The organism is Afipia birgiae 34632 (assembly GCF_000308295.2).
GTDB lineage: Bacteria > Pseudomonadota > Alphaproteobacteria > Rhizobiales > Xanthobacteraceae > Afipia > Afipia birgiae.
Window position 1 is genome coordinate 2,888,901 of record NZ_HG326652.1, and the last position, 19,465, is coordinate 2,908,365.

Here is a 19,465-nt window from a genome sequence, read left to right on the forward strand (position 1 = left end):
CATGCTCTTCTTTTTGCGAATTCTTCCGGCGGCGATCATCGCCGTCGGAATCCCGGGCTTTGCGGTTGCGGAGACGCTGAGGGCTGTTCCGGAGCAGCCGTTGCAGGCCGTGCTGGACCGGGCCCAGGACGGCGACGTCATCGAACTCTCAGCGGGTGAGTACAAGGGTGCGATCAGGATCGAGCGGCGCGTGGTATTGAGCGGATGGCCGGGCGCCGTGCTCGATGGCGGCGGTGCCGGCAACGTCGTCACCGTGACGTCGCCTGATGTCACGGTTCGCGGCGTGACCATCCGGGGATCGGGCTACGATCTGGAGAAAATGGATTCCGGTGTGTTTCTCGCGAAGACCGCGCAACGTGCCCTAGTCGAAAACAACCGCTTCGAAGGCAACCTTTACGGTATTTACGTCCATGGTGCGACGGGGTCACGCGTACAGCGAAATATCATCGAGGGCATGCAGGACAGGCGCCTCAACGAGCGCGGCAACGGCGTATCGGTCTGGAATGCGCCCGATGTCACCATCGCCGAGAATACGTTCCGCTACGGCCGCGACGGCGTCTTCACGATTTCCAGCCGCAAGGACCGCTTCATCAACAACCGCTTCGACCAAGTGCGGTTCGCGGTGCATTACATGTACACCAACGACAGCGAAGTCAGCGGCAACATTTCCATCGGCAATCACGTTGGCTACGCTATCATGTATTCGAACCGGCTAATGATCCGCAACAACATCTCGGACCGCGACCGCGACTACGGACTGCTGTTCAACTACGCTAATTACGCCGAGATCGACGGCAATTGGGTTAACGGTGGCTCGCTCGATAATATTGCAAGCAGGAAGGACGAAGGTCCGGTCGAAGAACGCGGCATGCTGCCGGAATCGAAACCCGAACCGGGCCTGCGCAGCGGACCGGGGAAATGCGTCTTCATCTACAACACCAACCACAACAAGTTTCGTAACAACTGGTTCGAGCGTTGCGGCATCGGGGTTCATTTCACTGCCGGCTCCGAGGGTAACGAGATCACCGGCAACGCTTTTGTCGGTAACCGAAACCAAGTGAAGTATGTCGGCACCCGCGACCTCGACTGGTCTAAGGGCGGCCGCGGCAACTACTGGAGCGACAATCCGGCGTTCGATCTCAATGGCGACGGCATCGCCGACACCGCCTACCGCCCCAACGATCTCGTCGACCGGGTGCTGTGGACCGCGCCGTCTGCGAAAGTGCTGATCAACAGCCCCGCGGTGCAGGTGCTGCGCTGGGCGCAGGCGCAGTTTCCCGCGCTTTATCCCGGCGGCGTCGTCGACACCCATCCTTTGATCGCGCCACCGCCGAAACCATCAACCAGTCGGAGGCTGCGATGACCATCACTGTCGCCGTCAACGGCGTGGAGAAGAGGTACGGCGCGGTCAAGGCGCTGCGCAATGTCTCGTTCGACCTCGGTTCGGGACGGCTGAACGCGCTGGTCGGCCACAACGGTGCCGGCAAGACCACGCTGATCAAGCTGATGCTCGGCCTCATTCATGCCGAGCGCGGCGCGGTCCGCGTGCTCGACGAGGATCCGGCGGCCGGCCAATTCTCGGCGCGCCGGCAGCTCGGCTATCTGCCGGAGAATGTCGCGTTCAACGCCGCTTTGACCGGGCGCGAAACGCTGGCGTTCTACGCGCGGCTGAAGCAGATAGAGCCCGCTTCGGCCTGGCCGCTGCTCGACCGCGTCGGCCTGATGCATGCCGCCGATCGCAGGGTCGGGACTTATTCCAAGGGCATGCGCCAGCGCCTCGGCCTGGCCCAGGCGCTGCTGGGGCGGCCGCGCGTCCTGCTACTGGACGAGCCGACCACGGGGCTAGACCCTGCGCTGCGTCAGACCTTCTACGAGATCCTTGGTGAATTGCGCGACGACGGCGCCACCGTCCTGATCTCCTCGCACGCGCTCACCGAACTTGAGGATCGCGCGGAGCATGTGTTGATCATGAACCACGGGCTACTGGTCGCGCAGGGCACGCTGGCGGAACTGCGCTCGATCTCGCAACTGCCAATCCGGGTTTCGCTCGATATTGCGCCCGGGGCCACCGTCCCGCCGGGATGGATAAACGGGACGAGTGTCGCAACTCCGCATGGCCGCATCCTGCTGGTGCCCGATGAGGCCAGCAAGATGGAGCTGCTGCGCGTCGCGGCCGGCGACCCCTGCGTCACCAATATCGAGATCGCGGCTCCGACGCTCGACGATCTCTACGCCCATTTTCTGCGGGGGAATGCCGCATGAGAAACATCGTCATCATCGCGGCGAAGGAAATCAAGGAAGGCTTGCGCAACCGCTGGGTTCTGGCGACTACATTGCTCTTGGCCGCGCTGTCGCTGTCCTTGACATTCCTCGGCAGCGCACCGACTGGCAATGTCGGCGCCGGCGCGCTTGACGTCGTGGTCGTCAGCCTGTCCAGCCTCACCATCTTTCTGCTACCGCTGATCGCCCTTTTGATCTCACATGACGCGGTGGTCGGCGAGATGGAGCGGGGCACCATGATCCTGCTGCTCAGCTATCCTGTCGGCCGCTATCAGGTTATCCTTGGGAAATTCTGCGGGCATGTGTTGATCCTCGCCTTCGCCACCGTGATCGGCTATGGCGCGGCGGCCGCAGCACTTGCCATCACCGGCGCCTCAGTGCTGGCCTCGAGCTGGTACGCCTTCGCTTCGATGCTCGGGACATCGATCCTGCTCGGTGCGGTGTTTGTTGCGATGGGATATCTGATCAGCAGCCTTGTGCGCGATCGCGGTACCGCAGCGGGCATTTCCGTGGGCGTCTGGCTGTTGATGGTGCTGGTGTTCGACATGGCGCTGCTCGGCATCCTGGTGGTCGATCAGGGGCGCATCGTCTCGGCGCCCGTGCTCGAGGCGCTGCTGTTCCTCAACCCGACTGATCTTTATCGGCTGACCAATCTGACCGGGTTCAACGTTAGCCAGTTTTCCGGCATGGCCGGACTGGCCGGAACCGCGAGCACGGGCATCGTTGCACTGCTGATGGGTCTGGTGGTCTGGATAGCCGCGCCGCTCGGACTTGCGACCGCATTCTTTGCGCGGAGGGAATTATGAGTTTGCGAACCTTGCGAATCCTGGCCGCCGTTCTCGCCGCGATCTTGCTCGCGGGATGCAATCAGGATGCAGCCAATTCGGTGGTGCCGCCGCCGGTGGCGCTCAACAGCGACGCCATGGGCGTGTTCTGCGGCATGAATCTGCTCGAACATCCCGGACCGAAAGGCCAGATTATTACGGCCGGCCGGATCGACCCATTCTGGTTCTCGTCGGTCCGCGACACCGTGGCCTTCACCTTGATGCCCGACCAGCCCCGCGACATCCGGGCGATCTATGTTTCGGACATGGCGCGGGCGACAAGCTGGGATAATCCGGGCCCAACAAACTGGGTCGATGCGCGCAAGGCATTTTTCGTGATCGAAAGCCGCAAACAGGGCGGCATGGGAGCAGCCGAGGCGGTGCCGTTCGGAAATCGCGAGGCCGCCGAAGCGTTTGCCAACGACAATGCCGGCCGGGTGGTGACATTCGAGCAAATCCCAAGTGCATACGTGCTCGGCAGCGACGTGCCGATCGACCAGAGCCAGCACAGTCGTCCGGACGTGCGGGTCAACTGACGAGGAACAGCCGATGCTCAAACAAGAACTCACCCGTCGGCGCATGATCGTCATTGCTGCGAGCGCCGCCGGATCGACATTTCTGACTGGCGGCCGAGTGGCCGCGACGGACGAATCTGTGCGCTGGCGCGGATCAGCGCTCGGGGCGCAGGTGTCGATCGATATCCATCACTCAGACCGCGCAGAGGCCCAACGGCTGGTTTACAGATGTGTCCTAGATGTACGGCGGCTGGAGCAGCAGTTCAGCCTGTACCGGACCGATTCAGCGATCTCAAAGCTCAATCGCACCGGCATCCTCGTTTCTCCCAGCACTGAGATGGTCGCACTGTTGAAGTCCGCGTTGCGGTTCGCGAGTGTGACCGACGGCGCGTTCGATCCGACGGTCCAGCCGCTTTGGCAGCTTTACGCCGAACACTTCTCTTCGGACGAACCGCACCCCGCCGGCCCGTCGGCGCAAAAGCTGGCTGAGACGCTCGCGAAGGTTGGCCATAGCGGCTTGTTGGTTAGTGACGACCGCGTGGCGCTCGTCAAGCCCGGCGCCGCGATCACGCTGAACGGCATCGCACAAGGATACGCCACTGACCGCGTTGTGGATATTTTGCGCGGATCGGGGTTATCAACGACGCTCGTCAATATGGGCGAGATACGCGCGATCGCAGCTAGACCGGATGGGACACCATGGCGCGTCGGACTAGCCGATCCGGACGAGGCCGGTGCGCTCACGGAAACCATCGATCTTGTCGATCGCGCGGTTGCGACCACCGCCGGAGCGGGTTTCCGTTTCGACACGGCGGGTCGGTTCAATCATCTGTTCAACCCAAGGACTGGACGCAGTCCCGCCCTGTACCGCACGGTCAGCGTGATCGCTCCGACCGCAACCGAAGCCGACGCGCTTTCGACGGCTTTCAGCCTGATGCCGGCATCTCGGATCGCCGACGTTGTTGCGGTTCGGTCGGGTACGCAAGCTCGGCTGATCACTGCAGACGGACGTTCGTGCGTGTACGGCGCATGACGACGGTCGCCCGACATCTGAACTCAAAGTCGGATATGAACTAAACGCGAAGTGTTGAGTTTTTGAATGGCGAACGTGAAAAGAGGAGAATGGAATGCGAGAATTGTTGTTCATTGCGCTGTTGGCAGTTGTGTGCTCGGGTGAAGTAAGGGCTCAGGACGCCGCCGCGGGCGAGAAGATTTTCGCCGTCTGCAAAGCCTGTCACCAGATCGGTGAGAACGCGAAGAACGTCGTCGGACCGACTCTCAACGGCCTCATAGGCCGCAAAGCTGGCAGCGTGCCGGGCTACGCATATTCTATCGCGAACAAGGACTCCGGTACCACTTGGGACGAGTCGACCTTCCGCGAATACATCAAGGATCCCAAGGCCAAGATTCCGGGCACAAAGATGATCTACGCCGGATTGAAGGATGAACAAAGAACCACTGACTTGATCGCGTTCCTGAAGCAGTTCGACGCCGACGGCAAAAAGAAGTAGTGGCTGTTCTAAAATGTAGTTTCTTTAATTTGTAACCGAAAGGAGACTCGGGCCCGAAAAGACAAGCTTTCCAGGCCCCGAGTCATTTAGGAGATGTAAACGAGTTCACAGACGAAAGCGTAGGAATCGGAATTTGTAACTGAGAGCTTGAGAAACTCCTGCGGAACGGGCTTTCCTTCAGAACCGAAGGACCAGCGAATTCTGCAACTCCACGGATGGTCTCGTTCGGCAGAGCAAAGTCGCACGCGCGCGCCCAATAGCGCCGTAGCGGGCGGACGACTTTTGCGTCGCAACCGGTAATTCCCGGTGGAGGTAAAGGCAAACTGAAACATCACGTCAGTTGCGAGGCCACGATCGGACTTTATTTTGTAAACGAGAATCTCAGAAACGCACTCAGAACAAGGCTTCCTGTGACTCGCTTGTTAGACGAAATTTGCAACTTTGATCTTGCGCAGCCCGCCAGAGAAGTCGCTCTGCAGACTATCTGAGACAGACAAAACGGCCCGCGCCTGCGTGTGAAAAGGAGCGTCGTGAAACTACACTGTGTCCGTGTGCTGATCGATAGGTTAACGAAACCGATCAACTCAGCGGTTCGTCCTCTTCCTGATGAAGAATGCGCTCCGCCGCGCCATCGAGATCTTCGTATTGCCCGCTTCCAAGCGACCATATGAAGGCCAAGAGGCCCGTGAGCCCGAGAGCGATCGCAATCGGTATGAGATAGTAGTAGTCGGTCATTCGGCTGCCTCGACGAGGCGAACGGCCTGTGCGGTTTCCTTCTTGGGCGATGCTCGTCCCGCGATTCCGGAAAGACGGAGCGCGTTCAGAACAACAAGAATGGAGGAGCCGGACATCGCAACCGCGGCGACCAACGGGGTTACGTAACCCGCCACGGCCACCGGCACCGCAATGACATTGTATGCGACCGCCAGCATCAGATTCTCATGTACGAGTCGCTTCGACCGTCGCGCAATTCGCACGGCCAGCGGAACCGCGATCAAGCTCTCCTGAAGAAACACGACGTCCGCGGCCTGCCGTCCGACATCCGCGGCAGACGATGGCGCGATGGAAGCATGAGCCGCGGCAAGGGCCGGAGCGTCGTTCAAGCCGTCTCCGACCATCAATACCTTGCGGCCAGCGGCACGCAGGTCGATGATCCGCGCCACCTTGTCACTCGGCATCAATTCCGCAGTCGCGTCGATTCCAAGGAGTCGGCCGAGCCGCTGAACCCGCGCCTCACTGTCTCCCGAAACGATTTCCACATCCAGTCCTTCGCTGGTCAGCGCCCCGACCGCGTCTTCCGCGCCCGGGCGCATCCGGTCGTGAAAATCGAAAGTAGCGATGATGCGGCCTGCCCTGGACAGGACGACGGACGATTCTTCGGCGGCATCCTGCTGCGAAGCCCAGGACGGCCGCCCCAGCTTGATCACGTCAGCGCCAAAACGCGCCTCCAGCCCCAATCCCGGGCGCTCGATAATCCCATCGAGCGATAGCGCTCCGTCAGGGACCAAAGCCTGCGCGATCGCGCGTGAATACGGATGAGATGAACGAGATGCGAGCGCCGCCGCGATGGATAGCGCCTGCTGATCGCCGGTGCGGACAACCAGTTGCGGATCTCCCGCCGTGAGCGTCCCCGTCTTGTCGAGCAGGACCGTGTCGATCTCAGCGAGCTTCTCCAGCGCACCGCCGTCCTTCACCATCACACCCGCTTCGAACAGGCGCCGCGACGCCACGACCTGAACCATCGGCACGGCCAGACCAAGCGCGCAGGGGCAAGTGATGATCAGCACAGCGATCGCAATCGTGATCGCGCGATGGAAATCCCCGGTCGCAAACCACCAGCCGGCAAAAGCTGCAAGAGCCGTAAGATGCACCACGGGCGCATACATCGCCGCCGCACGGTCCGCGATCCGGCGGTATGCCGAGCGCCCCTGCTCCGCAGCCTCCATCAACCGCACCATTTCCGCGAGGAATGAGTCGCTCGCGTTTGCATTGGCCACGACCGTCAGCGGTCCCGTCAGGTTCAGCGAGCCGGCGCGAAGAAGCGAGCCGATTTCCGCCGCCTGCGGCCCACTTTCCCCCGAGACAATGGAAACATCGATATCGGAAACGCCCTGTTTCACCGTGGCGTCGACCGGAACGCGGTCTCCGGCCGCGACAAGCAGCAACATTCCCGGCCTGACCTCGGCAACAGGGATAAACGTATGACCTCCGTCGTCGCCCGCGAGCCGGGCGACGCGCGCGCCGAGCCGCGCCAGCCCCGTGACAGCGCTACGCGCCCGTTCCCGCATCATGTGATCGAGCGTGCGGCCGATCAGCAGAAAGAAGAGCAGCGATATTGCCGCATCGAAATAGGCGTGCGGCCCGCGAACGACCGTCTCGTACAGGCTGAGGGCGAAAGCCAGCAGGACGCCGATCGAGATCGGAACATCCATGTTGGTGCGTCCATGCCGCAAACTCCGCCAGGCCGAGCGGAAGAAGACGCAGCCTGAATAGGCGAGCGCGGGAAGTGCAATGAACGCGGACAACAAGTGAAAGAGATTACGGGACTCGGCATCTGCGCCCGACCATATCGATACCGACAACAGCATGATGTTGCTTGACGCGAAACCGCTGACGGCGAGTGCCTTGATCAACTCGGAGAAGACCGGATCGCCTTGCGAGGATTCCACATCGAACAGATGCGCGTCGAAACCTGCGCCCTTCAACGTCTCGATGAACGCCGGAACCGGCTCGGAGCCACGCCAGCGGACAGTCACCCGCTTCGTCGAAAGATTGACGCGGGCATGCTCCACACCCGGCAGATTAGAGAGTTCACGCTCGATCGTCGCCATGCACGCGCCGCAGTAAACGCCGGGTACCGACAGATCCGTCTGCCGTAACCCGCCGCCCGCGTCGCGGCTCGCCAGCCGAATCTCTTCTCCGATCGCACCGGATCCGGCGGCTATCGCAGCAACCACCAGACCTGTGTCGCAACAACTCATGGCGCTCCTCCGATCAGACCGGATGCTCTCCACACATTGTGCGGTAGGAATGCCAGGTCGCATGACCGAGCACGGGAAAGACGACGATCATTCCCAGCAGTCCCGTCGCAAGACCCAAAACGATAAGAGCCAGCATGATCGCTGCCCATGTCAGCATCACGGGCAGATTGTGCCACACCAGCGCCATGCTCGTCCCCATCGCCGTCAAGGCATCGACCCGTTGGTCGAGCAGCATCGGTATCGAAAATGCGCTGACAGCAAACGCGAAGGCCGAGAACAGGCCTCCCACCGCGCTGCCGACAAGCAGCATGGCGTAGCCGGTTCCGGTCGTCAGCAGCATCGCTACGATGTGATCGAGGCCAGGAAATGGCCGCACGCCGAAGAACAGCGCATAGATGATGACAGCAGCCCGCATCCACACTAGCGTCAGCATGACCAGCAATGCGCCGGCAAACAGCACTTGCCCGCCGGACTTCGGCTTGACCAGCATCATGTTGAGTAGGCTCACAGGCCGTCCTTCGGAAATCCGCTTGCTCTTCTCATAGAGTCCGATGCCGAGGATCGGCCCCATCACCATGAAGCCGGCGAACGCCGGAAACAGAATGTAGTCCCAGCCAAAGACGAACAGGCCGACGGTGGTGATCACCGACACGAGATAAACCAGCAAGCCGTATCCGAGACTTGCTCCAGGGTTGACCTTGAAGTCCTTCCAGCCGGCCGACAGCCATTGCAGCGCCGCCGCATTCGGGACATCGCGCTTCCAGGGCTTCGCTCGGGGCAGCGGTGGAACCAGAACAGGGATAGCCATGATCTCGGCCTCAACGTGTTTGCGGATTGCACGACGAGCGCGCGGCTCCGAATCGCGCCTGGTCCGGCGCAGTTTCACCGGGGCGCACATGAGCGACGCATTCCGGCTGCGACATGATCGCGACATAGACCAGATGCGCGTTGGCCCCGATCACCAGAAGCAACCCGGCACAGACCGCGAGCCAGAGGACAGCCTTCGGTGATCGGAGCGTGATCCGGTTCATCGCGCGGCCCTCGGCAGGTCGGTCAGATAAAGCGCCAGAATCTTGCGATCGAGAGCGGACAGGCGCTCCTCCCAGGTCGGCATCTTTCCCTGCCGCCCGCTCCAGACCGTCGAAGAGACCGATTGCAGATCGCCACCGTAAATCCAGAAGTGGTCGGTGAGGTCCGGCGCGCCCATCTCGGTCTTTCCCTTGCCGTCGTCGCCGTGACAGGCGGCGCAATTCGCTGCGAACACCGCCTTGCCGGCATCGAGTCTGGGCGCCGGCGTATTTTGCGCGACCTCCAGATCGGACAGGCTCCGCACATAATCGACGACGTCATCGACTTCCTTCGGCTTCAGAATTCCATCGCGGCCGAAAGCCATCATCTGCGAGGCGCGGCTGTCCTTGTGCGACGAATTAATCCCGACGCGGATCGTCTCCGCCACCGTCGCCGGATCGCCACCCCACAGCCACGACGCCGTCGTCAGGCTTGGATATCCTTTTGAGCCTTGCGCGGTCGAACCGTGACAGGCCGCGCAATTGTCGCGGAACAACGTCTGACCTGTCTGCCGAACGATCCGCATCAGCTTGGGATCCTTCCGGATGTCATCATAGCTCTTCGCCTCGATCTGGTCGCTCCACACCTTTCGTTCCGCTGCGGTCTCCCGCAGATCGGCTTCGAGGCTGGTGCGCTGGTCGATGCCAAGCAACCCTTTCGTGAACGTCACCCCGATCGGCCAGGCTGGCATCAGAATCCAGTACCCGACGCTGAATAGCGCTGTCGCAATCAGGAACAGGTAGACCGCGCGCGGGACGGGCGTGTTGAGTTCCTTGATCCCGCTCCACTCGTGACCGGTCGTCAGATATCCCGTGTGCGGGTCGCGTTCCTCTACCGCCATGATTCATCCTTCGACGGCTTGTCCTCGTTGCCGAGGATCGATTGCGCAGCCGCGTCGAACTGCTTGCGGTTTGAGGGCCAATACGCATAGGCGACAATCACCGCCGACATTGCGATCAGATAAAACAAACCGAAGGACTTTGAGAACCAAACCGTGAAATCGTGATCAATCGGCATCATTGTGCTCCCGAGGCTGCGGTCTTGTGCGCGGCATCCGTCAGCTTTCCGAGAATCTGCAGATAGGCGACAAGCGCGTCCATCTCCGTCAATTCACCGGGGCGGCCATCGAAGGCGCGGACGTTCGTGGCCTCGCCGTATCGCTTGACTACGCCCTCGGCTCGTGGGGAATCCGGAGCAGCCTGGCCGTATGCATCTGCAGCCGCGTTGGCGATCATCTCGTCCGTGTACGGAACTCCAACCTTGCGAAGCGCCGCAAGATGTTTGCCGAGATCCTCGTTGCGCAGGGAATTGCGCCCAAGCCATGAGTAATGGGGCATGACCGACTCCGGCACGACGTCGCGAGGATTGTTGAGATGCGCCACATGCCACTCATCCGAATACTTTCCACCCAGACGCGCGATATCCGGGCCCGTTCGTTTCGAGCCCCAAAGCATCGGGTGATCGTACTTGGACTCGACCGCAAGCGAGTACGGTCCATAGCGTTCGACTTCGTCACGAAGCGTGCGGATCATCTGGGAGTGGCAGGCGTAGCACCCCTCCCGAATGTAGATGTTGCGCCCGGCGACCTCGAGCGGCGTGTAGACGCGCATGTTCGGTGCCTCCTCCACTGTCTGATGGATCGTAAAGAGCGGCGCGATCTCAACGGCGCCGCCAATGCTTGCGACGCCGATGATCGCAAGGACGAGGCCGATGGCTTTCTTCTCGAGATTGTAGTGCAGACCAAAGAAACTCATGTCATTCTCCTGGCTGCAGAACCGGAGTGGCCACGGGACGCGGCACCGGACGATCCATGGCGCGCTCCTCCTCCGGCTGATCCGCCGTGCGAATGGTCATCCAGATGTTGTAGCTGCCGATCAACGCACCGATCAAAAACATGAGGCCGCCGATCGCGCGCGCGATGTAATAGGGATGCATCGCCGTGACTGTTTCAGTGAACGAATAGGCGAGCGTGCCGCTGTCATTGTAGGTCCGCCACATCAACCCTTGGATGATGCCGGAATTCCACATCGCAAAGACGTAGACGAGCGTTCCGCCAAGCGCGAGCCAGAAGTGCGCCTCGACCAGCCGTGACGAATACATCTGTTGCCGCTTCCATAGCCACGGCACGGAGGCATAGATCGATCCGAACGTGATCATCGCGACCCAGCCAAGCGCGCCCGCATGCACGTGCCCGACGGTCCAGTCCGTATAGTGCGACAGCGAGTTCACCGAGCGGATCGCCATGAACGAGCCTTCAAACGTGGAGAGCCCGTAGAACACCGCCGCCATCATCATGAAACGCAGCGTTGCGTCGTCGCGCACCTTCTGCCAGGCGCCGTTCAGCGTCAGCAACGCATTCCCTGCGGACGCCCACGACGGAACGAGGAGCATCACCGAGAAGGTCACGCCGAGCGTCTGAACCCAGTGCGGCAACGCCGTATAGTGCAAGTGGTGCGAACCCGCCCACATGTACATAAAGGTGATGCCCCAGAAACTGATGATGGACAGGCGGTAGGAAAAAATCGGGCGCCCGGCGCGGATCGGCAAGTAGTAGTACATCATGCCCAGAAAGCCGGACGTCAGGAAGAAAGCCACGGCGTTGTGGCCGTACCACCACTGCGTCATCGCATCCTGAACACCGGAAAAAGCCGAATAGCTCTTGGCGTGTCCGAGCGACACGGGCACGGCGAGGTTATTGACGATGTGCAGGATGGCGACGACTAGGATGAAGGCCATGTAGTACCAGTTGGAGACGTAGATGTGCGGCTCCTTGCGGCGGGCCAGCGTGCGTAGGTAGATCACGAAGTAGACGACCCAAACGATCACCAGCCAGATGTCCGCATACCACTCCGGCTCCGCGTATTCCTTCGACTGCGTGACACCCATGAGGTAGCCGGACGCAGCGATCACGCAGAACAAGTTGTATCCAAGCAGAACGAACCAGGGGCTTATCTGATCGGGCAATCGCGCCCGCGAGGTCCGCTGGAGAACGTAGAACGAGGTCGCGATCAGGGCGTTGCCGCCAAAGCCGAAAATCACACCCGATGTGTGGACGGGGCGCAGCCGCCCGAAGCTCGACCACGCGGCATCGAATGTCAGGTCGGGATAGGCGAGCTGCCAGGCGACCCAGTCGCCGACGAACATGCCGACGACGGCCCACACCATCGCAAGTACAATTCCGACCTTGGTGGGATCGTCGTAGTAGCGCTCGAGCCGATCCAATGACGGCTCCGGATCGTAATAACGCGAAATGACGAGAAAGATGCCTGCCAGCGCAGCGATCATGACGATGGCGCCATGAACGCCCAATGGATCATCGTGTCCGACGACTGCCATAGCGAGGCCGCCCACTGCCAAAAGCAGAAACAGAACGAGGGCGTTCTGACGCTCGGACTTTGTTAGCTGGGCAATCATCTATCTATCCTGATCATGAGGAAGCGGAATCGTCGCGGCGAAGACGGGATACCGGAAACAAAGCAGCTGCCTTTTGCTTAAACGCAACGAACCAAACGGCGCAACTGGAGAAGTGCTGATCTGTCATCTCCCACTCGTTCCTGCGCATTGCGGACCAGCAGCAGGACATATCTCTGCGCGCGCTGTCACTTCGCCGCACTCATAAGCGCGCGGCCGAAGTAAACTACGAAGCCGAGAAATGCCGTCGCCCATGCAAAGGCGGCTAGATGCAGCAACTGGCCGCTCCAGGCTGGGACCATGACCGCGCAGATGCGAGCAAGCGCCGCAATCACAATAGCGGCATAAATTCCCTGCGTTGAGAGCGAGGCCGTCAGCCGCTGGCCGGTATGACCAAGGCTTGCACGTGTCATCACCGCCAATGTCATGACTCCGGCGGCTCCCGCCATCCACGCGTGGATGCCAGCACTTGCGGGAACGAAACTGAAGGCAGATGCCGCAGACAGTAAAAAGCCAGCCGGAATGAAAGCGTATCCGACGTGTAGGACGAGGACGAGGCGCTCCCGGGAAGTGCGGTCACCAGCCCATCGGCCGAGACGAATGACGTGCAGGACTCCTATCAGGGCAAGCAGGATGCCCATCCAGAAGCCATCTTGACAGAAAACCCACGCCAGCAGTGCCGCCGCGCTCAGGATGACGATCGCCACGTCGAACCTGGCGAAGGGAGACGGCAAGCGTCCGGGATTTTCGCGCACCAGCCAGTTGCGTGTGAAACTTGGAATGATTCGGCCACCGATCAGCAGGATCAGCAGGACGACAACGGCAATACCGGCACGAATGCCGTAATCCGCCGTACCGGCGAAATGTGCCTCTAGGTGGAAAGCGATGTTGCCGAGGAGGAGAAGCGCGACCAGCGCGACAACCTTGAGGTTGCGCCAGTTTCGTCCGACGAGAATTTCACGTCCGATGGCGGCCGTGATCAGCGCAAGGAAGCTGATATCGATCAGCATGGCTGCGAACCAGCCGATCCCCGCCGAGCATGTCACGGCAAGCCGTCCGATGATCCAAACGATGACCAGCGCGAGCAACGGCATACCCTGAATAGGCAACCGTCCGGTCCAGTTCGGAATTGCCGTGAACAGAAAGCCGGTGATGACCGCCGGCAAATAGCCGTACAGCATTTCGTGCACATGCCAGTCGCGCGGAGCGAAAGTTGTCTGCAGCGTCAACTCCCCCAGAAACACCGGCAGCCAGGCCAGAACGGCAAGTCCCGCATAAGCCGCGCCGAGCAGGAAAAATGGCCTGAACCCGTAGGATAAAACCGCAGGCCCCTGATAGAGCCGCAGCCGCGGCACCGGAGTATTTTGGGTTGTCATGTGCTCAACCGCTCCTCGACACCGGATCAGCACGTCTTACATCGCTTCGGTACCCGCGCAATCCGACGAACCGAGCATCAACCTGTATGCGACCGATGGCGTCACTAACAAATCTCACGCCGTAAAATTTCCTAGCCTTGCTGAAGCCGAATTCGCCAAACATCCGGACCCTGAACGAGGTATGTCCATCGGCAGCGCGCTCCATGTTTTGCTTCGAGCTGAAGACGCAGGGGCCTTGGATCATGATCTACCACCAGTTGAAGACTGCTATCCGAACCAAGTTGTTCGAATAACTGGAAGATGATCCTGTGACGATGACGCGGATCAATATCCCGCACATTGATCACTCTCTCTGAGGCATGAACGTCTTCAGACATCGCCAATTCCTTCGCTTCACCGATCTGCAAGTCGGTCAAATTGAGCACTACTTCACCAACTGGCTCAAAAAGATATACTATAAATGACTCTTATAAGAATTGTCAGCTTATGCAAGTGCCTTCCCGGAAATGGACGATAAATGATGAACAAATATCGATCAGACCGCGGGTTTGATCCCGAAATCCTTAGGGCTAAGAATCAGATCGGCCAGCGTATAACCGTCCAACGTTCCGACGAAGGCAGCGAGCGCTTCGTGGAGAGCACCGCGTAGCCGACAGCGTGGCGTGATCAGACATCGGTTGTCGGCTGTGAAACACTCGACCAAGGCAAAATCCGGCTCCGTGGCCCGTAGGACATCGCCGAGGCGGATCGAATCCGGACGTTTGGCCAATGCAAGACCGCCCGATCTCCCCCTAATGGCTTTCAGGTAGCCAGCCCGGGTGAGTTGGTTTGCGACTTTCATGAGATGTGCTCGGGAAATTCCGTACAACCCGGCCGTTTCCTCAATGGTGATCAAGTTTTCACCACGCATGGCCGCGTACATTAGTACGCGGAGCGCGTAGTCCGAGAAATGTGTCAATCGCATCGCAGATTCCGAGAGTTGCAGGCCATCCAGGACATCTCGAAGAATCCTTCATCCCCCAAAAGATGCACAGACATCATCTTTTGCAAGCTCGCGCCGAAATCATGCTGCCGCGCCTACTCAACTTGTGACCTCTCAGCGAGAGTGCTCGCGCATCAAAAAGGTCGCGCACACGGACGCTGAAGCCGCCGCGTCATATCGATGCTCACAACAATCAGCGCACCGAGCGTGGCAAGCTCGAGCAGAATATAGAGACTGTGCCGGTTCGAGGCTGGCGGCTGCTGCCCCGCGATGATCAATCCGACGCGCTGATCCAACAGCGGCAACAACCAGAACGTCTCCACGGCAACCACGAGGCAAACCGCGATGACCATCATGGCGCTTAATCGCGCACGCGCCCCGAATACCATCAGGAGCACCGTCGCAGCAAGCAGCCACTCCAACTTGTTGAAAACCGCAAACGTATGTCGACCGACATCAAGCGCCACGCTCAGCGAAAGACTGGGCGCCAGAAATTTTGCAGGGGTGGCGAGAAACGACACGCCGAGCAGCAAACCAGCCCATACAGCTGCGACGGCGAAAAGGCCGACTGCCCATCTCCACCCGTCTGCGGCCCCATCCATATCGCGGTTCTCCGTGGTTGAACCATAAGATACATCCACTATATATCTATAACGTTCAAGCAGCAAGAGAGCGTGTAATCATGCGAAGCAATCCTGGGAACGTCGCCCTTCCGACGCCGCCAAACGACCACCGTTCTGCCTCGAATGACGTTCCGGTGGAAACTCGCAGCTCCCATGAACAATCCAACGACAGATCCGCCAGCAGCCATCACATCGAAATCGAAGACGGCGCCTTTTGTGTCGACAGTTCAACGCTGGGTGGTCTTCTTCATATTCACCCTGCTGACATCCCCGAACTTATGCGGAAGCGCGCCATTACAACTGCGTGCGAACGCGGTATCGACGATCATGAGGGGCAGTTTCGCTTGAGCTTTTTTTACGGCAACCGGCGCGGCCGGCTAAGCGTCGATGAATCGGGCCGTATCCTGCAACGCTCGGTCGTTGATTTTGGCGAACGACCGCCGGTCATGCACAAACCACAAAGCTGAGCGAATGAAATTCGTGCTCCTTGACGGTGAAGTGCGTGCCTCGCGAAGAGAGAATACCGTCGTCATTGGTCACTCAAGACTATGGTCAGCGGTCATGGCGGCAATGATGCTCGTCGCGGTAACGAGCCGACTCGCATAGCCGCTTGGTCGCCACAGGGCACAAGACGTTCCATCATCGACGACAGTTGCTGAAACTCGACGGCGCTCAGACAATCAAAAAGCGCGTCGTTAACAGGGGCTTGTACACTAACGAGATCGTCGAGCAACCGCCTTCCTTTTGGCGTCACCGTCAGCAGAACGCGACGCCTGTCATTCCTGTTGATTCGCTTTTTGACAAGATCCGCCTCAACGAGCTTCGATACTTCGATCGTGACGAAAGCACCCGATAGATGAAGGTGCTCGGCAATACGGCTGACGCCTACCCCCCTCTCTCCCTGTAGGTAAGCGATCGATATCAGCGTCGTATAGGCGATACCCGAAATTCCCAACCGTTCGCTAAAACCCGCGCGGCACTGGCTCACGCGCGCGCTGAATGCCAGAAAATCAAGAATACATTTGCGAAAGAGCGCGTCGCTTCCTCCCGGCATCAGTTCTGGTTTTGTCACCGTCAGTCGCGGCACAGCCGTTAACTCCCCAAGCTGTAATTCGCATTCTGTTTGACATTGAAGAATGCTGCCGTCTTTCCGACAATGCGCAATCGCGCTCGCCGTCGACCGGCATGAAAACCTCGTCTCGTCAAGCGGCAGTATGCCGGATCAGGATGCGAGGTCTTTGAGCGGAATCAATCTCTTCTCAAAATTTCCGATGTCGGACAATTCATCACGTCCATGCCAGAGCTTCTGCGCGCGCCAGATTCAGCAAGCGAAATCCCTTCGGAACGTTGGTGATAACTTTCTCCCGCTCAAGCTGGGTGAATGTGCGGCTCACCGTTTCAATTGTCAGGCCAAGAAAGTCCGCAATGTCCCGGCGCTTCATGGGCAATGGCAAGGTTTTCGGCTCCTCCCCAAGCCGTGCGAGCCGGTCGCGCCAGCCAATGAGAAACAACGCTACCTTCTGCTCCGCCGAACGGCTACTGAGCAGAAGCATCTGGTTACGGGCCAGATGAAGCTCACGCACCTCGAACTCATTCATTCGGCGCAACATATTTGGTTTGGCTTCAGCGAAGCGCGAGAACCCTTCCTTGGAAAACCGGCAGGCGACAATCGGTGTAATCGCATCGGCCGAGAAACTGTAGCGACCGGAAAGTGTCGTTCCCAAAAAGTCTCCGGGCAATGCAAACCCGACGATATGGCGTCGTCCGTCGGGCAACAGTCTATACAAACGCGCGACGCCTTGCGTGAGGCTATAGACCCTGCTGGCGCTCTCATCTTCCGAAAACAAGGACTCCTTCGATGCGAAGCGGGTCTCCTTACCTAGCTTTTCAAGATCGTGAAGTTCGACTGAGTCGAGCGCTGCGCACAAGCTGAGCGCGCGCGCCCGGCAATGCAAACACCGGCGCGGAAAGTCACCGGACAATCGCGGAAGGGCCGACTGCGGCATGAGGCTGTTCCAGGATGGATGCTTGACCCGCATTCCGGCACTCCCCCAGTTCCCCTAACCAACAGCTAACTATACCTAAGACAAGACTGGATTGTCGCATTATCTGTGAATTCTCAGTCTCTTAATTGATCCAGATCAATCCATATGACATCACGGTGCGATACTCGCGTGCGAAATTCTCCGCGATTTTCTGACATTCTAGTTTGCGCCAAATCAAAGTTCGTAAGTCCTTTGCATGCCATAGTTATACGAAACTGGAGGATGGCCAATGGCTTATGATTTCGCTGAGACTCTGAGGCGGCGGCTTTCCCGTTGGATAGCTGTGCGTGAGCTTAGATCCCTCGATAGGATTCAGCGGGGCGAGTTGGCGCGGGATATTGGGCTACCCGAAGATGTCTTGGGGCGACTTATTGCACGCGGCGGCCGTACCGACGATCAATCACGACGTCTTATGTATGCGCTTGAACTCGATATGAATAAAGTCAGATCATTTGATAGCGGCGTGGCTCGCGACATAAATGTCGTTTGTTCCGAATGCTTGGTGACAAGCCAATGCCAACGTGAACTTGCCGCAGGCACTGCGCGAAAGAACTATCAGGAGTATTGTCCCAATGCCGAGACATTCGATGCTCTTCGGCAGGAGTTAGGGCGCAGCCGGAGACAGGATCGAACAACCGGAACCAATCAGTCAATTTGACCTGACGGATATTTTGGACCAGCTGGATAGAGACTACTGCATCGCTGCGCTCCGATCCAGATGCTGCAGTGTCGGCGCCGATGTTTGCGGTGCCGGCGGCCGGTAGCTCAGAGATGAGTGCGGTCGGATCGTGTTGAAGTGCTTGCGCCATTGCTCGATGACGACGGTAGCCTCCTTTAGGCTGTAAAAGATTTCACCGTTCAGGCATTCGTCGCGCAGTTTGCCGTTGAAGGACTCGCAGTAGCCGTTTTCCCATGGGCTGCCGGGCGCAATGTAGAGCGTCTTTGCTCCGAGCTTTCCGAACCAGCTGCGCACGATCTTGGCCGTCATCTCCGCGCCGTTGTCCGACCGGATGTGCTCAGGGACGCCTTTAGCAAGCATCACATCGGCCATGGTGTCGATGACGCCGAAGCTGTTGATGCGACGTGCAACCCTGATCGCCAGGCATTCCCTGGTAAACTCGTCGATCAGCGTCATGAGCCGGAGCTTACGGCCATCATGGGTCTGCGCCTCGACGAAGTCGTAGCTCCAGACATGGTTACGATGCTGCGGCCGCAAACGGATGCAGGATCCGTCGTTGAGCCACAGCCGGCCGCGCGGTCGCTGTTTGCTGGGTACTTTTAGCCCCTCACGGCGCCAGATCCGCTGGACCCGATCACACCCGACCTGCCAGCCGGCATCGACCAGCAGCGACGTGATCCGACGATAGCCATATCGCCCATATTGGGACGCAAGAGAGATAATCGCTCTCGTCAACGCATCCTCATCAGATCGAACGATGGTGGTGTATCGCTGTGTTCCGCGGTGCTGGCCGACGATCCGGCAGGCTTGGCGTTCCGAGAGACCATACTTCCCTCGAATGCCCTCCACCGCCTGCCGTCGCCGCTCAGGGCTTATAAGTTTCCCGAGGCAACGTCCTTGAGCACCTGCTTCTCAAGCGACACATCGGCGACGAGACGCTTGAGGCGGACATTCTCCCGCTCCAGATCCTTCATCCGCTTCGCCTGATCGAGCTCAAGGCCACCGTATTCCTTCCGCCAGCGATAATAACTCTGCTGCGAAATTCCGGCTTCCCGACAGGCCACCGGCGCTGCCTTGCCCTGCGACATCAATACTTCAATCTGGCGCAGCAGCACCACGATCTGCTCCGCATTAAACCTCTTCTTCGGCATGACCAAAGCTCCTTTCCAA

At 59.4% G+C, this 19,465-nt stretch carries 22 protein-coding genes; 7 read left to right on the forward strand and 15 right to left on the reverse strand.

From position 1 onward, the window contains the following. The first annotated feature begins 1 nt into the window (after position 1). From BN32_RS13595 to BN32_RS13620, 6 genes are all read left to right on the forward strand, one after another. A complete protein-coding gene (locus BN32_RS13595) occupies positions 2-1,363 on the forward strand; it encodes a nitrous oxide reductase family maturation protein NosD (protein WP_019198773.1) in 1,362 nt (453 codons plus the stop codon). Beyond that, the gene (locus tag BN32_RS13600) at positions 1,360-2,262 is read left to right on the forward strand and encodes an ABC transporter ATP-binding protein (RefSeq protein ID WP_019198774.1); all 903 of its coding nucleotides are present in this window, start codon (positions 1,360-1,362) and stop codon (positions 2,260-2,262) included. Before BN32_RS13595 ends, BN32_RS13600 begins: the two co-directional genes overlap by 4 nt. Further along, positions 2,259-3,086, forward strand: coding sequence for a DUF2705 family protein (locus tag BN32_RS13605; protein WP_019198775.1), 828 nt, complete (start codon positions 2,259-2,261; stop codon positions 3,084-3,086). The genes BN32_RS13600 and BN32_RS13605 overlap by 4 nt, the downstream gene beginning before the upstream one ends. Then, positions 3,083-3,640 (forward strand): nitrous oxide reductase accessory protein NosL, encoded by a 558-nt coding sequence (locus BN32_RS13610; RefSeq protein ID WP_019198776.1) that lies wholly within the window; start codon positions 3,083-3,085, stop codon positions 3,638-3,640. The genes BN32_RS13605 and BN32_RS13610 overlap by 4 nt, the downstream gene beginning before the upstream one ends. 13 nt (positions 3,641-3,653) lie before the next feature. Further along, positions 3,654-4,652: an FAD:protein FMN transferase gene (locus BN32_RS13615; protein WP_019198777.1), complete on the forward strand. Its 999-nt coding sequence runs from the start codon at positions 3,654-3,656 to the stop codon at positions 4,650-4,652. A 94-nt stretch (positions 4,653-4,746) separates the two neighbouring features. Continuing rightward, entirely contained in the window at positions 4,747-5,130 is a 384-nt protein-coding gene (locus BN32_RS13620; RefSeq protein ID WP_019198778.1) for a c-type cytochrome, read from the forward strand. 579 nt (positions 5,131-5,709) lie between these two features. Here the strand turns inward: BN32_RS13620 and ccoS are convergent. The 12 genes from ccoS to BN32_RS13675 all read right to left on the reverse strand — a co-directional run bounded on the left by ccoS (position 5,710) and on the right by BN32_RS13675 (position 15,550). Next, positions 5,710-5,865 (reverse strand): cbb3-type cytochrome oxidase assembly protein CcoS, encoded by a 156-nt coding sequence (gene ccoS / locus BN32_RS13625; RefSeq protein ID WP_019198779.1) that lies wholly within the window; start codon positions 5,863-5,865, stop codon positions 5,710-5,712. Beyond that, positions 5,862-8,111: a heavy metal translocating P-type ATPase gene (locus tag BN32_RS13630; RefSeq protein ID WP_019198780.1), complete on the reverse strand. Its 2,250-nt coding sequence runs from the start codon at positions 8,109-8,111 to the stop codon at positions 5,862-5,864. Before BN32_RS13630 ends, ccoS begins: the two co-directional genes overlap by 4 nt. A gap of 13 nt (positions 8,112-8,124) precedes the next feature. Continuing rightward, the gene (locus BN32_RS13635; RefSeq protein ID WP_040426470.1) at positions 8,125-8,922 is read right to left on the reverse strand and encodes a DUF2189 domain-containing protein; all 798 of its coding nucleotides are present in this window, start codon (positions 8,920-8,922) and stop codon (positions 8,125-8,127) included. Positions 8,923-8,929: 7 nt separating this feature from the next. Continuing rightward, a complete protein-coding gene (locus BN32_RS13640; protein WP_019198782.1) occupies positions 8,930-9,142 on the reverse strand; it encodes a hypothetical protein in 213 nt (70 codons plus the stop codon). Further along, positions 9,139-10,020, reverse strand: a complete 882-nt coding sequence (gene ccoP / locus BN32_RS13645; protein ID WP_019198783.1) for a cytochrome-c oxidase, cbb3-type subunit III — start codon at positions 10,018-10,020, stop codon at positions 9,139-9,141. Before ccoP ends, BN32_RS13640 begins: the two co-directional genes overlap by 4 nt. Then, positions 10,011-10,196 carry a cbb3-type cytochrome c oxidase subunit 3 gene (locus BN32_RS13650; protein WP_040426474.1) on the reverse strand — a complete coding sequence of 62 codons (186 nt, stop codon included), beginning with the start codon at positions 10,194-10,196 and terminating at the stop codon, positions 10,011-10,013. Before BN32_RS13650 ends, ccoP begins: the two co-directional genes overlap by 10 nt. Beyond that, positions 10,196-10,933 (reverse strand): cytochrome-c oxidase, cbb3-type subunit II, encoded by a 738-nt coding sequence (gene ccoO, locus BN32_RS13655; protein WP_019198785.1) that lies wholly within the window; start codon positions 10,931-10,933, stop codon positions 10,196-10,198. The genes BN32_RS13650 and ccoO overlap by 1 nt, the downstream gene beginning before the upstream one ends. A gap of 1 nt (position 10,934) precedes the next feature. Next, the gene (gene ccoN / locus BN32_RS13660) at positions 10,935-12,593 is read right to left on the reverse strand and encodes a cytochrome-c oxidase, cbb3-type subunit I (protein ID WP_019198786.1); all 1,659 of its coding nucleotides are present in this window, start codon (positions 12,591-12,593) and stop codon (positions 10,935-10,937) included. A gap of 185 nt (positions 12,594-12,778) precedes the next feature. Continuing rightward, positions 12,779-13,966 carry an NnrS family protein gene (locus tag BN32_RS13665; RefSeq protein ID WP_040425706.1) on the reverse strand — a complete coding sequence of 396 codons (1,188 nt, stop codon included), beginning with the start codon at positions 13,964-13,966 and terminating at the stop codon, positions 12,779-12,781. A 131-nt stretch (positions 13,967-14,097) separates the two neighbouring features. Beyond that, the gene (locus tag BN32_RS26200; protein WP_321175243.1) at positions 14,098-14,391 is read right to left on the reverse strand and encodes a DUF2249 domain-containing protein; all 294 of its coding nucleotides are present in this window, start codon (positions 14,389-14,391) and stop codon (positions 14,098-14,100) included. Positions 14,392-14,501: 110 nt separating this feature from the next. Beyond that, positions 14,502-14,930 (reverse strand): Rrf2 family transcriptional regulator, encoded by a 429-nt coding sequence (locus tag BN32_RS13670; protein ID WP_019198790.1) that lies wholly within the window; start codon positions 14,928-14,930, stop codon positions 14,502-14,504. Between the two features lie 152 nt (positions 14,931-15,082). Next, on the reverse strand, positions 15,083-15,550 hold the full coding sequence (locus BN32_RS13675) for a hypothetical protein (RefSeq protein WP_051488463.1): 468 nt from the start codon (positions 15,548-15,550) through the stop codon (positions 15,083-15,085). An 80-nt stretch (positions 15,551-15,630) separates the two neighbouring features. On the opposite strand from BN32_RS13675, the gene BN32_RS13680 reads away from it, so the two are divergent. Continuing rightward, entirely contained in the window at positions 15,631-16,038 is a 408-nt protein-coding gene (locus BN32_RS13680; RefSeq protein WP_019198792.1) for a DUF6522 family protein, read from the forward strand. 92 nt (positions 16,039-16,130) lie between these two features. Here BN32_RS13680 and BN32_RS13685 read toward each other — a convergent pair whose 3' ends face one another. From BN32_RS13685 to BN32_RS13695, 3 genes are all read right to left on the reverse strand, one after another. Then, complete coding sequence (locus BN32_RS13685) at positions 16,131-16,658, reverse strand: MarR family winged helix-turn-helix transcriptional regulator (protein ID WP_152343691.1); 528 nt, start codon at positions 16,656-16,658, stop codon at positions 16,131-16,133. 199 nt (positions 16,659-16,857) lie between these two features. Next, positions 16,858-17,577 (reverse strand): cyclic nucleotide-binding domain-containing protein, encoded by a 720-nt coding sequence (locus tag BN32_RS13690; protein WP_040426482.1) that lies wholly within the window; start codon positions 17,575-17,577, stop codon positions 16,858-16,860. Between the two features lie 730 nt (positions 17,578-18,307). Next, a protein-coding gene (locus BN32_RS13695; protein ID WP_156946953.1) for an IS3 family transposase occupies positions 18,308-19,446 on the reverse strand; the annotation gives its coding sequence in 2 pieces (ribosomal slippage) (positions 18,308-19,182 and positions 19,182-19,446; 1,140 coding nt in all). Between the last annotated feature and the right edge of the window lie 19 nt (positions 19,447-19,465).